The organism is Xylanimonas sp. McL0601 (assembly GCF_049852175.1).
In the GTDB taxonomy this organism is placed as follows: domain Bacteria; phylum Actinomycetota; class Actinomycetes; order Actinomycetales; family Cellulomonadaceae; genus Xylanimonas.
Genome location: NZ_CP187527.1, coordinates 2,226,462 through 2,238,844, shown reverse-complemented (window position 1 = coordinate 2,238,844; position 12,383 = coordinate 2,226,462). Strand labels below are relative to the sequence as shown.

Genomic DNA, 12,383 nt, shown 5'->3' with positions numbered 1-12,383 from the left:
CGCCGCCCATGCGTCCTCCCATCCGGACTTTCACCGTCGGCCCTGGAGTTCCACCAGGTCGGCCACGCGAGATCTCTCTCGCGTGGTTCGCGGGCTGTCACCGCCGGCTCGGACTTTCACCGACCCCGGAGCATGTTCCGGCCGATCGTGCCAGCCGCGGCCACGGCGGTGCAACGCGCTGTCGCCAGGCGCCCGTGAGCGGGACGCGCTGTCAGACGGCGGGGTGGCTGGGCGGCCAGGCGTCCGCGCGCACCACCAGATGGTCGCGGGCGGCGTCGGCCGGTGTGTCGAACAGCACCCAGTCGACGCATGCCTGCGACTGCACCGCGGAGCAGCCGGCCAGCGCGGCGAGCGCCACGGCGAGCGCGAGCGCCGCCGTCGTGCGAGGGGCTGTGCGTCGGGCCTACCGGCCTCCGGTCAGTGGGTGTGGGCGCTCGCGAGGTCGCGCAGCGCCTCGATCTCGGCCGGGATGTCCTCGGCCCCGAACACGGCGGACCCGGCGACGAACACGTTGGCGCCCGCGTCGGCGGCACGCTCGATCGTGGAGCGGGACACGCCGCCGTCGACCTGGATCCACACGTCCAGGCCGGAGTCGCTGATGGCCTGGCGGGCGCGGCGGATCTTGGCCAGCGTGCCGTCGATGAAGGTCTGGCCGCCGAAGCCGGGCTCGACGGTCATGACGAGGATCATGTCGACCTCGGCGAGCAGGTCGAGGAACGGCTCGACGGGGGTGGCGGGGCGCAGCGCGACGCCGGCGCGGGCGCCCAGGCGGCGCAGCTCGCGGGCGAGGCGCACGGGCGCCTGCGCCGCCTCGGCGTGGAAGGTGACGGACGCGGCCCCGGCCTCGGCGAACGCGGGGGCCCAGCGGTCGGGGTCGTCGATCATGAGGTGCGCGTCGAGCGGCAGCGGCGAGATGGCGGCGAGCCGGTCGAACACGGGCAGGCCCAGGGTCAGGTTCGGCACGAAGTGGTTGTCCATGACGTCCACGTGGGCGTAGTCCGCGGACTTGATCGCGTGCAGGTCCCGCTCCAGGTTGGCGAAGTCTGCGGACAGGATGCTCGGGCTGATCAGGGCTGCCATGACGCCCAGCGTAGGGGGCCGCGCGCGCCTGCCGCGGGCCGAGGAGGCATTTCGCAGGGTTCCTGAGATCGGCGGGCCCCTGAGATCAGCTGGGCCTGGGGCTGCTAGCGCAGGCGGCGCAGCAGCGTCAGGTGCATCGCGTCCGTGCCGTGCACGTGCGGCCACAGTTGGGCGTCGGCGCGCTCCCCGAGCGGGATGTCCGCTCCCGGCACGACGACGGCGCGCAACGCCGCGGGCGCGTCCAGCCGCTCGGCGCCGGCGGCGCCGTCGACGGTGCGGCGGCGCAGCACGTCGTCGACGACCACGCGGGTCTCGGCCAGGTGCGGCGAGCAGGTGACGTAGGCGACCACGCCGCCGACGCGCACCGCGTCGAGCGCGGAGGCGAGCAGCTGGCGTTGCAGCCCGGTGAGCACCGACACGTCGGCCGGGGTGCGGCGCCAGCGCGACTCGGGGCGGCGGCGCAGCGCGCCCAGGCCCGTGCACGGGGCGTCGACCAGCACGCGGTCGTAGGCGCCCGGCTCCTGCTCCCCCATCTCGCGCCCGTCCCCGGTGCGCACGCGCTCCACGACGCCGTCGGGCACCGCGCGCAGCGCCCGCTCCACGAGCCGGGCGCGGTGCGGCGCCACCTCGTTGGCCACGAGCGTCGCCCCGCGCTGCGCCGCGAGGGCCGCGAGCAGGGCGGCCTTGCCGCCGGGACCCGCGCACAGGTCGAGCCAGCGGGCGTCGCGTCCCTCGAGCGGGGCCGCGGCCAGCGCGAGCGTGACGGCCTGCGAGCCCTCGTCCTGCACGCCCGCACGCCCGTCGGCCACCGCGGGGACCCCGATCGGGTCCTGCCCGCCCAGCACCAGCGCCGTCGGCAGCCAGCGGCCGGGCTCGAGGCGCACGCCCTCGGGTGCCTCGGCGCGCACCTCGTCGGCGCCGACCAGACCCGGGCGGGCCACGAGCGTGACGCGCGGGGCGGCGTTGTCGGCCTCCAGCAGCGCGTCGAGCTCGGCCGGGTCGCGGCCGTCGCCGGCCAGCGCCTCGCGCAGGGCGCGCGCGATCCACACCGGGTGCGACCCGACGACCGCGGAGGCGGTCACCGCGTCGGGGGCGTCGGCGCGCAGCTCCTCCAGCCAGTCGGCCAGCGGCGTGCGGGCCACCTTGCGCAGCACGGCGTTGACCATCTGCGCCGGGCCCGTACCCACGCGGTCGCGGGCCAGGCCCACGGTCTCGGAGACGGCCGCGTGCTGCGGCACGCGCATGCCCAGCACCTGGTGCACGCCCAGCCGCAGCACGTCCAGCAGCGGCGGGTCGATCCGGTCGAGCGGCCGATCGACGCACAGTGCCAGGATCGCGTCGTAGCGGCCGCGCAGGCGCAGCGTCCCGTACGCGAGCTCGGTCGCGAACGCGGCGTCGCGCCCGACGATCCGGCGCTCGCGCAGCAGCGGCGGCAGCACGAGGTTGGCGTAGGCGTCCGAGCCGTCGACCTCCCGCAGCACGTCGAACGCGGCCGTGCGGGCCGGGTCGGTGCCGCGGCGGCGCTGCGACGGCGCGACGGCGGTGCGGGACTGGTCCCCGCGCGCGCGGGCCGCGCCCCGCTGGCGTCCACGGGTGTCGCGGCGGTCGTCGTCGCGCCCGGGGCGGTTCGGGGCGCCGCTCACCGCGCGTCCTCCGCCCCGAGGATCGTGCCGGCCTCCAGGCGCGCCCCGCGCGCCCAGTCGGCGGCGGCCATCGGCTTCTTGCCCACCGGCTGCACCTGCCCCAGCTCGACGGCGTGCGTGGCCGTGCCGACGAGCACCTCGCGCTTGCCGGGGCGCAGCTCGCCCGGCTTGAGGTCGACGACGTCGGGCCGCGGCATCACCGGGCCCAGGCCGAGGCGGGCAGCGGAGCCGTCGGGCCCCGTGACCGTGGTCCACGCGCCGGGCGCGGGCGTGCACCCGCGGATCAGCCGGTCCACCGCGAGCGCCGGGTCGTGGAAGTCGACGCGGGCGTCGGCGGTGGTGAGCTTGGCGGCGAGGGAGGCGCCGTCGGCGGGCTGCTCCTGCGGGTCGAGGGCGCCGTCCTCGAGGGCGTCGAGGGTGGCGACGAGCAGGCCGGCGCCGGCGTGGGCGAGGCGGTCGAGGAGGTCGCCGGAGGTGTCGCGGGGGCGGACGGTCTCGGTGAGGGTGCCGAGCACGGGGCCGGTGTCCATGCCCTCGTCGAGCAGGAAGGTGGTGGCGCCGGTGATCTCGTCGCCGCCGATGACGGCGCGCTGCACGGGGGCGGCGCCGCGCCAGGCGGGCAGGATCGAGAAGTGGAGGTTGACCCAGCCGTGGCGGGGCGCGGCGAGCACGTCGGGGCGCAGCAGGTGGCCGTAGGCGACGACGGGGGCGGCGTCGACGCCGAGCTCGCGCAGGCGGGCGAGGAAGTCCTCGCCGCGGGGCACGTCGGTGATGACGGGGAGGCCGGCGGCCTCGGCCGCGACCCGTACCGGCGAGGGCAGGAGGTGCCGGCCGCGCCCGGCGGGCGCGTCGGCCCGCGTGAGGACGGCGACGACGTCGTGCCGTGAGGCGATCAGGGCCTCCAGGGAAGGGACGGCGGCCTCGGGGGTTCCGGCGAAGAGCAGACGCACCCCGCGATCCTACGTTCCCGGCCCGGTGGACGGCCGTGGTGCGTCGCCGCAGGTCCGGGTAGCGTGGTGGATCGTGTTCACTGCCGTGCGTGTGCTGCGCGTCGTCGCGCTGACCGTGCCGCTGATGCTGTGCGCCGCGGCCGCCGCGCCGGTCCCCGTCCTGGCCCCTGTGCGGCCGCTGCCGGACATGTCGGTCGGGGCGGGGCACCTGCCCGCGGCGCTGGTCCCGCTGGCAGCCCCGGTGGCGGCCGCGGGCGGCGGGCGGCTGCCGGCGGCGCCGGTTGGTGCGGCGGCGTTCCCCCTGCCGGGGCCCCACTCGGCCGGGCTCGACGCCCGGCGGGTCGCGCGGTCCGCGGCGCTGGCCCGGGTCCCGGCCTGGCGGGCGCAGGCGGGTGACGCGGCGAGCCTGCTGGTGGTGGTGAACAAGCAGCGCCCGCTGGACCCGGTGACGTACGCGCCGGCGGACCTGCGGCCGGCGGATGGCGTGCTGCTGCGGACGGAGGCGGCGGACGCGTTCGAGCGGCTGTCGGCGGCGGCGGAGGCCGCCGGGGCGCCCGTCGAGGCGCGCAGCGGGTTCCGCTCGTACGCGGACCAGGTGCGCACGCACCGCCGGTGGGTGCGCACGCTGGGCTCGGCGTCGGCGGAGGCGCAGTCGGCGCGGCCGGGGTTCTCGGAGCACCAGACGGGCCTGGCGGTGGACGTGCTGCCGCGCGGCGGCGCGTGCCAGGACTTTGGGTGCTTCGGCGCGACGCCGCAGGCGGCGTGGCTGGCGAAGAACGCCGGCCGGTTCGGGTTCGTCGTGCGGTACCAGGCGGGGCAGCAGGCCGTGACGGGGTACACGGACGAGCCGTGGCACCTGCGGTACGTCGGGGTGCGGGCGGCCGCCGACGTCGCGGCGTCGGGCGCGCGGAGCCTCGAGGAGCACATCGGGCTGCCGGCGGCGCCCACCTACTGAGCGTCTCCCGGGGCCTCCGAGGCGTCCTGCCCGGGCCGCACGCCCACGCCGAGATCGCGCAGGGCGTCGCGCAGCGCGGCGGTCGTGGTGAAGCGCACGGCGTGGAAGCCCAGGGCGGCGGCCGCGGCCACGTTGGCGGGCGAGTCGTCGACGAACACGGCCCGCTCCGGGTCGATCCGGAACGTCGCCGCGAGGTGCCGGAAGATCTCTGGGTCGGGCTTGGCGAGCCCGACCCGGCCGGAGACGACGACACCGTCCATGAGCCCGATCGCGGGCGCGGCGGGCTCGGCGTGCTCGAAGGTCTCGGCCCACCAGTTGGTCAGCCCGTACAGGCGCAGCCCGAGGTCGCGCAGCTCGGCGACGAGGGCGGCGGACCCCTCGACGGGGCCGAGCAGCGTGCCGGGGTACCGCTCGAGGTAGGTGTCGAGGAAGGGCGCCCACCGGGGGAAGGCCGCGGCGACCTCGGCGCGGGCCTCGGCGAAGGGCAGCAGGCCGGCGTCCTGCCGGTGGTTGAACGCGGCGAAGTCGAACGCGGTGAAGAACTCCTCGACCTCGGCCGGGTCCAGGACGGCGAACGCCCCCCGCGGGTCCCACCGCACCAGCACGTTGCCGAAGTCGTACACCACGGTGTCGATCGCGGTCACACCATCTCCTCGGGGTCGAGCTGCACCCGCACCGTACCCGGCTCACGGTGCGCCGAGCGCACGGCCAGCGACGCCCGCAGCTGCCGGGCGAGCTCGACCCCCGCCGGCGCGGGCACCCGCACGACGACGCGCACGGGCGCGCCGTCGAACAGGCTGCCGTCCCCGGCGCCCGCGGGCTCGGTCTCCACCGGGCCGAGGGTCGCCTCGGGCGTCGCGAGGCCCACCCGCGCGACGAGCGCGCCCACGGCCGCCCGGTCCCCCGTCACCGCCGCGACCCGCACCGCGGGCGGCAGCGCGAGCTCGGCCCGCTCGGCGAGCTCGCGCGCGGCGAAGCCCGCCGGGTCGAACCGGACCAGCGCGCCCGTCGGGCCGGGGGCGGCGTCCCCGACCAGCAGCACCTGCCCGCCCGCGGTCGCCGGCCGCACCAGGTGCGCGGCCGCGAGCCAGCGGTGCACGGCCTGCGTCCCGGTCGCGAGCCCCAGGGTCGCGGTCGCGACGGCGGCGTCCAGCAGCAGCGCGGCCGCGTACCCGCCGTCGGCCACGGGCTCGGCACCCGGGGTGGCGACGACGACGGCGGGGCGCGCCGGCACCCGGTCGAGCACGCCACCGGGCGCCGTCGACGCCGACAGCCGCACGGGCACGCCGGGGAACGCCCGCCCCAGCTCCTCGGCGGTGCGCTCGGAGCCGACGCGCACCGCGCGCAGCGCCGTCGAGCCGCACTCGCCGCACCGCCACCCGGCCGCCAGCCTGCCGCACCAGCGGCACTGCGGCGCCGCGCCGGCCCCGCCCAGCCCGAGCGGCCCGTGGCACGCGTCGCACGTCGCGGGCGTGCGGCAGCGCACGCAGGCCACCACCGGCAGGTAGCCGGTGCGCGGCACCTGCACCAGGACGGGGCCCTGGGCGAGCGCGTCGCGCGCGGCACGCCACGCCGCCGTCGGGATGCGGGCCGCGGCGCCCGGCCCCTCGGCGGCGAGCTCGACCGACGTCAGCGCACGCATGCGCGGCGCGCGGGCGCGCACGACGTCGCGGGGCGCGGCCACCTCCCGCGCCCAGCCGTCGAGCAGCGCCTGCGCCTGCACGGTGCGCCCCGGCGACCCGAGCAGGAACGCCGCCCCCTCGAGGTCGCTGCGCAGGGCGAGCACCTCCCGCGCGTGCGGGTACGGGGCGTGCGGCTCGGCCAGCGTGTCCTCCCCGTCGCCCCACAGCACGACCAGCCCGAGGTCCGCGACGGGCGCGAACATCGCCGCACGCGTGCCGACGACGACGCGGGCCCGCCCGCGGGCGGCGGCGAGGAACGCCCGGTACCGGGGCGCCGGCCCGTCCTCGGCGAGCAGGCGCGCGACGTCGGGCACCCCCGCCGCCGCGAGCGCCGCCCCGACGCGCCCGGCGTCCCGCGCGTCCGGGACGACGACGAGCACCCCGCGCCCTGCGGCCACCGCGGCCCGGGCGGCGGTCGCCACGGCCGCGGCCCAGTGCGGCAGGCTCGGCACGCCGCCCGGGTCGGCAGCGGGCGCCAGCCCGGGCAGCGGCGTCCACACGGCCTTGGGCGCACCGCCCGCCGACACGTGCGCCGAGAACGCGTCCCCGCCGCGGTACGGCGACCACAGCCCGGCCCACGGCTCGGGCGCGGCACCAGGCGCGGCACCGAGCGCGCCGTCCCCGGGGCCGGGGTCGGGGACCTCCTCCTTCTCGGTGCGCGCGTGCCGTGGCGGTATCGCGAGGCGCAGCACGTCCGCCGTCGTCCCGGCCCATCGCTCGGCGACGGCCCGCACGAGCCGCAGCACCGGGGGCGTCAGCACGGGCTCGGCCGACACGAGCCGTCGCAGCGGCAGCAGCCGGCCCTCGTGCTCCGACTCGGCGAGCCGCGCGACGACGAACCCGTCGACCTCCTGCGCCCCGAACCGCGCCCGCACCCGCACCCCGGGCAGCGCGTCGTCGGCCATGGCGGCCGGGACGAGGTAGTCGTACTCGCGGTCGAGGTGCGCGGGCTGCAGGTCGAGCAGCACGCGGGCGACCGGCAGCTCCGACGCCATCTCCTGGGCGCCGAGCGGCGGCTTGCGGCGGCCGCGGCGCGGGGCGGCGGCGACCTCGTCGAGCGCGAGCAGCGCGTCCTGCTGCGGGACGTCGTCGCTGGAAGGGGCGCTCACGCGGACCATCTCACCACGCGCGGGAGACGGTGACGGCGGGCCCGGCCCTGCTGACGCGTCCCGTGCGTTGCCGCAGTGCTGCGCCGCCGCGAAGGATCGCCGCGTGGGGTGAGGACCCGGCGGGCGGGCTCGCGCGACCGCGGCGGCGGTCGTGGCACCGCCGGACGCCGCTGGTGGTGCTTGTCGTCCTGGCCGTGGTGCTCGCCACGAGTCCGGGCTGGTGGTGCCCGCTACACCGCCGCGAGCAGCGCCTCGACCCGGTCCGTCCGCTCCCACGTGAACTCCGGCAGCTCCCGGCCGAAGTGCCCGTACGCCGCCGTCTTGGCGTAGATGGGCCGCAGCAGGTCCAGGTCCGCGATGATCGCGGCCGGGCGCAGGTCGAACACCTGCTGGATCGCGGCGCTGATGCGCTCGACCGGCACGGTCTCGGTGCCGAACGTCTCGACGTACAGGCCCACGGGGTGCGCCCGCCCGATCGCGTACGCGACCTGCACCTCGCAGCGGCGCGCCAGCCCGGCGGCCACGACGTTCTTCGCGACCCACCGGGTGGCGTACGCGGCCGAGCGGTCGACCTTCGACGGGTCCTTGCCGGAGAACGCGCCGCCGCCGTGGCGGGCCATGCCGCCGTAGGTGTCGACGATGATCTTGCGGCCGGTCAGGCCGGCGTCGCCCTGCGGGCCGCCGACGACGAACTTGCCGGTCGGGTTGACGTACAGCTTGTGCCCGGCGGCGTCGAGGGAGACCGACTCGAGCACGGGCGCGACGACCTTGTCGGCGATCTCCTTGTAGAGCGTCTCCTGCAGCACGTCCGCGTCGTGCTGCGTCGAGATGACGACGGTGTCCAGGCGCACCGGGCGGTCGCCGTCGTAGGCGATGGTGACCTGGGTCTTGCCGTCGGGGCGCAGGCCCGCGACCTCGCCCGTGCGGCGCACCGCGGCGAGGCGCTCGGCGAGCCGGTGGGAGAGCCAGATGGGCAGCGGCATGAGCTGCGGCGTGTCGTCGCAGGCGTACCCGAACATCAGGCCCTGGTCGCCGGCGCCCTGCTCGTCGAGCGGGTCGTGGTCGGCGGCGTCGTCACGCTGCTCGGCGGACTTGTCCACGCCCTGCGCGATGTCGGGCGACTGCTGCCCGATCGACACGGACACGCCGCACGAGGAGCCGTCGAACCCGATCGCGGACGACGTGTAGCCGATGCGCTTGACGACGTCGCGCACGATCTGCGGGATCTCGACGTAGGCGCTCGTGGTGACCTCGCCCGCGAGGTGCACCAGGCCGGTGGTCACCATCGTCTCGACGGCCACGCGGGACCTCGGGTCCTGCTCGAGCAGCGCGTCCAGCACGGCGTCCGAGATCTGGTCGCACACCTTGTCCGGGTGCCCCTCGGTCACGGACTCGGACGTGAACAGCCGCAGCGCATCGGTCATGCGGGTCACCCTACGGGGCGGGCGCAGCGCTGGTCACGCTGTGCTCACGGTGACGTCTCGCACCTCGGGACGGCATTGCGGCGTGTCCCACGACACGCCGTCAGCCGCGGCGCTTGATGACGGCGTCCCACAGGACGTCGGCCACCTGCCGCTTGGTGCCGGTCGCGTGCACGAGCTGCTCCCCCGCCGCGTCCAGCACCCACACCTCGTTGTCGGCGGTGCCGAACCCGCGCCCGGCGCCGACGGCGTTGACCGCCAGCAGGTCGGCACCCTTGCGGCGGGCCTTCTCGCGCCCGTGGTCGAGCACGCCGCCCGCGGCGTCGCCGGTCTCGGCGGCGAACCCGACCACGACCTGCCCGGAGCGCAGCCGGTCACGGACCAGCTCCGCGAGGATGTCGGGGTTCTCGACGAGCTCGATGGGCGCCGGCCCCTGGCCGGGCACCTTCTTGATCTTCGCCTCGGTGGGCGCGGCCGGCCGGAAGTCGGCGACGGCGGCCGCCATCACGACGACGTCCGCGTCCGCGCCGGCGGCCCGCACGGCCTCGCGGAGCTCGGCCGTCGACTCGACCCGCACGACCGTGTCCGCCGCGGCGTCGGCGCCCGGGATCTCGAGGTTCGCGGCGACCAGCGTGACGTGCGCGCCGCGGGCGCGCGCGGCCTCGGCCAACGCCAGGCCCTGGCGGCCCGTGGAGCGGTTGCCGATCCAGCGCACCGGGTCGATGGGCTCCCGCGTGCCGCCCGCGGACACGACGACGCGGCAGCCCGCGAGGTCCTGCGGCGCGCGGGCGGCCGCGACAGCGGCCAGCGCCTCGCGCGCGATGTCCTCGGGCTCGGGCAGGCGCCCGGCGCCCGTGTCCTTGCCGGTCAGGCGGCCGCTGGCCGGCTCGATGACGTGCACCCCGCGCACGCGCAGCAGGGCGACGTTGGCCCGCGTGGCCGGGTGCTCCCACATCTCGGTGTGCATGGCGGGCGCCATGACCACGGGGCAGCGGGCCGTGAGGAGCGTGGAGGTCAGCAGGTCATCGGCGCGGCCCGTGGCCGCGCGCGCCAGGAGGTCGGCCGTCGCGGGCGCGACGACGAGCAGGTCGGCGCCCTGCCCGAGTGCGACGTGCGGCACGTGCGCGACGTCGTCGAACACCTCGGCGGAGACGGGCTCGCCCGACAGGGCCTCCCACGTGGGCGCGCCCACGAAGCGCAGCGCCGCCTCGGTCGGGATGACCCGCACCGCATGACCCGCCTCGCGCAGGAGACGCAGCAGGAGCACCGCCTTGTACGCGGCGACGCCCCCGCTGACACCCAGGAGGATCCTCACGGGATCTCAGAATCCGTCGGGACGGTCCTCGGCGTCGGTCTCCTCGACCGGAGTCGAGGTCAGCAGGTCCGAGTTGATCTCACGCATCGCGATCGACAGCGGCTTCTCCTGCGCACGCACGTCGACCAGCGGCCCGACGTTCTCCAGCAGGCCCTCGTTGAGCTGCGAGTAGTACGCGTTGATCTGGCGGGCACGCTTCGCGGCGTACAGCACCAGCCCGTACTTGGAGTCGGTCTTCTCGAGCAGCTCGTCGATCGGCGGGTCGGTGATGCCGATGGGCTGGGCCACGGTTCCGGCCATGGTTCACGCTCCAGGGGGAGGAAGGACAGGGACTGCCGGACAGTCTACCCGCCGACCTGCGCGTTCCTCCCCGCGGCGAGGCCCATGGCGCTCACGAGCTCGTCGGTGGCGCGGTGCACCTCGTCGTTGACGATCGTCACGTCGAACTCGGGCTCGGCCGCCAGCTCGACGCGAGCGGTGGCCAGGCGCCGCTCGCGCTCCTCGGCGCCCTCGGTGCCGCGCCCGACCAGCCGGCGCTCGAGCTCCGCGAAGCTCGGCGGGGCGAGAAACACGAAGTGGGCGTCCGGCATCGACTCGCGCACCTGCCGGGCCCCCTGGAGGTCGATCTCCAGCAACGTCGGCACGCCCGCGGCCAGGTGCGCCTCCACCGGGCCACGGGGCGTGCCGTACCGGTTGCGCCCGTGCACGACCGCCCACTCGAGCATCTGGCCCTCGGCGACCATGCGGTCGAACTCCTCGGGCGACACGAACAGGTAGTGCACGCCGTGCACCTCACCGGGGCGCGGCGCGCGCGTCGTCGCCGACACCGACAGCCACACCTGCGGGTAGCGGTCGCGGACGTCGGCGGAGACTGTGCCCTTCCCCACGGCCGTGGGCCCGGCGAGGACGGTCAGGCGAGCAGGGCCGTTGGGGGCGGGGATTGCGGAAATGTCAGCCAAACCTCTCGATGAGCGCCGCGGCCTGGTGGGGTCCCAGGCCCCGGACGCGACGGGTCTCGGCGATCCCGACTTCTTCCATGATCGCTCGAGCCTTCACCTTACCGACCCCCGGGAGGGACTCGAGGAGGGCGACGACCTTGAGCTTCCCCACGATGTCGTCGGTCTGCCCCTGCTCGATCACATCCTTGAGCGAACCCTGGGAGTACTTGAGGCGGTTCTTGATCTCCGCGCGCGCACGGCGCGCCTCGGCAGCCTTCTCGAGGGCCGCCGCACGTTGCTCCGGGGTAAGAGGAGGAAGGGCCACGCAAGTCACCTACTCAGTCGAGCCGATGGGGCGGTACTGCTCCGTCGAAACTAACCGTGACCTGCGTGAGCGGCAATCGGGGCGCGCCGGATGGCACGTACTGCCCGCGCGCGGCCCCTGCGTCAGTGGTGGTGGTGGGCCTGCGCGGCGACCGGCGTGGCGCCCGGACGCGTCCACTGCGGCACCGGTCGGCCGTCGACCCGCCAGAACCCGCTGGGCGCGTAGGGCTGCGGCCAGCCCTCCGGCGAGTCCTCCCACCGCTCCCCACGGCCGTAGACGCCGCGGTCGATGAGCTGCATCGACGGCATGATCGCCTCGGTCCCGCGCCCTGTGACCCGGTACGTCAGGTACACGCGGTCCCCGCGGCGCATCAGCCACAGCCACTCGCCGAACTCGGTGCCCAGCGTCGGGTCGCCGACGCCGGCCACCGAGTACCACGGGACGGTGTAGCCCATGAACTCGCGCAGCTCGCTCGCCAGCTCCCACGGGCCCTCGAAGAACACGGCGAACGACATGCCGCGCGCGTGCAGGTACGACGGCTCGTGCAGCCCGTACACCGACAGCGTGCAGCCCTCGCACTGGTTCTCGATGGGCTCCCCCACGTGCGCCATGTGCTTGTACACGACCAGCTGGTCGCGGCCGTCGAACACGTCGAGCAGGCTCACGGGACCGTCCGGTCCGACGACGTCGACCACCGGGAGCTCCATCATCGGCATGCGACGGCGGGCCGCGGCGAGGGCGTCGCCGGCGCGGGTGTGCGCCTTCTCGCGCACGAGGAGATCCTCGTAGGCGGCGTCCCAGGTGGCGCGGTCGACGACGGGCGGTACGGGGGTGCGGGCGTCGATCGTGGCGGGGTCGGTGGTCATGGCTCCTCCTGGCGGCTCGGTCGACGCGATGTCGACGACACCAGGGATGACGACGCAGGCACCCGAAACTCAACACGCCCGCCGGAATCGCTTCCGGCG

General features: G+C 76.4%; 13 protein-coding genes and 1 riboswitch. Of the genes, 1 reads left to right on the top strand and 12 read right to left on the bottom strand.

Features of this window, described 5'->3' with window-relative positions:
• Positions 1-5: 5 nt before the first annotated feature.
• Positions 6-137: riboswitch (FMN riboswitch) on the bottom strand.
• Between the two features lie 74 nt (positions 138-211).
• The 4 genes from ACO4JP_RS10280 to fmt all read right to left on the bottom strand — a co-directional run bounded on the left by ACO4JP_RS10280 (position 212) and on the right by fmt (position 3,673).
• A complete protein-coding gene (locus ACO4JP_RS10280; RefSeq protein WP_425953596.1) occupies positions 212-358 on the bottom strand; it encodes a hypothetical protein in 147 nt (48 codons plus the stop codon).
• A 59-nt stretch (positions 359-417) separates the two neighbouring features.
• Complete coding sequence (gene rpe / locus ACO4JP_RS10275) at positions 418-1,080, bottom strand: ribulose-phosphate 3-epimerase (protein WP_425953595.1); 663 nt, start codon at positions 1,078-1,080, stop codon at positions 418-420.
• Positions 1,081-1,184: 104 nt separating this feature from the next.
• Positions 1,185-2,723 carry an RsmB/NOP family class I SAM-dependent RNA methyltransferase gene (locus ACO4JP_RS10270; RefSeq protein ID WP_425953594.1) on the bottom strand — a complete coding sequence of 513 codons (1,539 nt, stop codon included), beginning with the start codon at positions 2,721-2,723 and terminating at the stop codon, positions 1,185-1,187.
• Positions 2,720-3,673, bottom strand: a complete 954-nt coding sequence (gene fmt, locus ACO4JP_RS10265) for a methionyl-tRNA formyltransferase (RefSeq protein WP_425953593.1) — start codon at positions 3,671-3,673, stop codon at positions 2,720-2,722. The genes ACO4JP_RS10270 and fmt overlap by 4 nt, the downstream gene beginning before the upstream one ends.
• A gap of 73 nt (positions 3,674-3,746) precedes the next feature.
• Between fmt and ACO4JP_RS10260 the strand changes: the two genes are divergently transcribed.
• On the top strand, positions 3,747-4,628 hold the full coding sequence (locus ACO4JP_RS10260; RefSeq protein ID WP_425953592.1) for a M15 family metallopeptidase: 882 nt from the start codon (positions 3,747-3,749) through the stop codon (positions 4,626-4,628).
• Here the strand turns inward: ACO4JP_RS10260 and ACO4JP_RS10255 are convergent.
• From ACO4JP_RS10255 to ACO4JP_RS10220, 8 genes are all read right to left on the bottom strand, one after another.
• The gene (locus ACO4JP_RS10255; protein WP_425953591.1) at positions 4,622-5,272 is read right to left on the bottom strand and encodes an HAD family hydrolase; all 651 of its coding nucleotides are present in this window, start codon (positions 5,270-5,272) and stop codon (positions 4,622-4,624) included. The two genes, ACO4JP_RS10260 and ACO4JP_RS10255, sit on opposite strands and share 7 nt — an antisense overlap.
• Complete coding sequence (locus ACO4JP_RS10250) at positions 5,269-7,419, bottom strand: primosomal protein N' (protein ID WP_425953590.1); 2,151 nt, start codon at positions 7,417-7,419, stop codon at positions 5,269-5,271. Before ACO4JP_RS10250 ends, ACO4JP_RS10255 begins: the two co-directional genes overlap by 4 nt.
• 230 nt (positions 7,420-7,649) lie before the next feature.
• A complete protein-coding gene (metK, locus tag ACO4JP_RS10245) occupies positions 7,650-8,843 on the bottom strand; it encodes a methionine adenosyltransferase (protein ID WP_425953589.1) in 1,194 nt (397 codons plus the stop codon).
• 100 nt (positions 8,844-8,943) lie between these two features.
• Positions 8,944-10,155: a bifunctional phosphopantothenoylcysteine decarboxylase/phosphopantothenate--cysteine ligase CoaBC gene (gene coaBC, locus ACO4JP_RS10240; RefSeq protein ID WP_425953588.1), complete on the bottom strand. Its 1,212-nt coding sequence runs from the start codon at positions 10,153-10,155 to the stop codon at positions 8,944-8,946.
• Between the two features lie 6 nt (positions 10,156-10,161).
• Positions 10,162-10,455, bottom strand: coding sequence for a DNA-directed RNA polymerase subunit omega (rpoZ, locus tag ACO4JP_RS10235; protein WP_425953587.1), 294 nt, complete (start codon positions 10,453-10,455; stop codon positions 10,162-10,164).
• A gap of 44 nt (positions 10,456-10,499) precedes the next feature.
• Positions 10,500-11,114, bottom strand: coding sequence for a guanylate kinase (gene gmk, locus ACO4JP_RS10230; protein ID WP_425953586.1), 615 nt, complete (start codon positions 11,112-11,114; stop codon positions 10,500-10,502).
• Positions 11,107-11,418: an integration host factor, actinobacterial type gene (gene mihF, locus ACO4JP_RS10225; protein WP_425953585.1), complete on the bottom strand. Its 312-nt coding sequence runs from the start codon at positions 11,416-11,418 to the stop codon at positions 11,107-11,109. Before mihF ends, gmk begins: the two co-directional genes overlap by 8 nt.
• 122 nt (positions 11,419-11,540) lie before the next feature.
• Positions 11,541-12,284 (bottom strand): DUF899 family protein, encoded by a 744-nt coding sequence (locus tag ACO4JP_RS10220; protein ID WP_425953584.1) that lies wholly within the window; start codon positions 12,282-12,284, stop codon positions 11,541-11,543.
• Between the last annotated feature and the right edge of the window lie 99 nt (positions 12,285-12,383).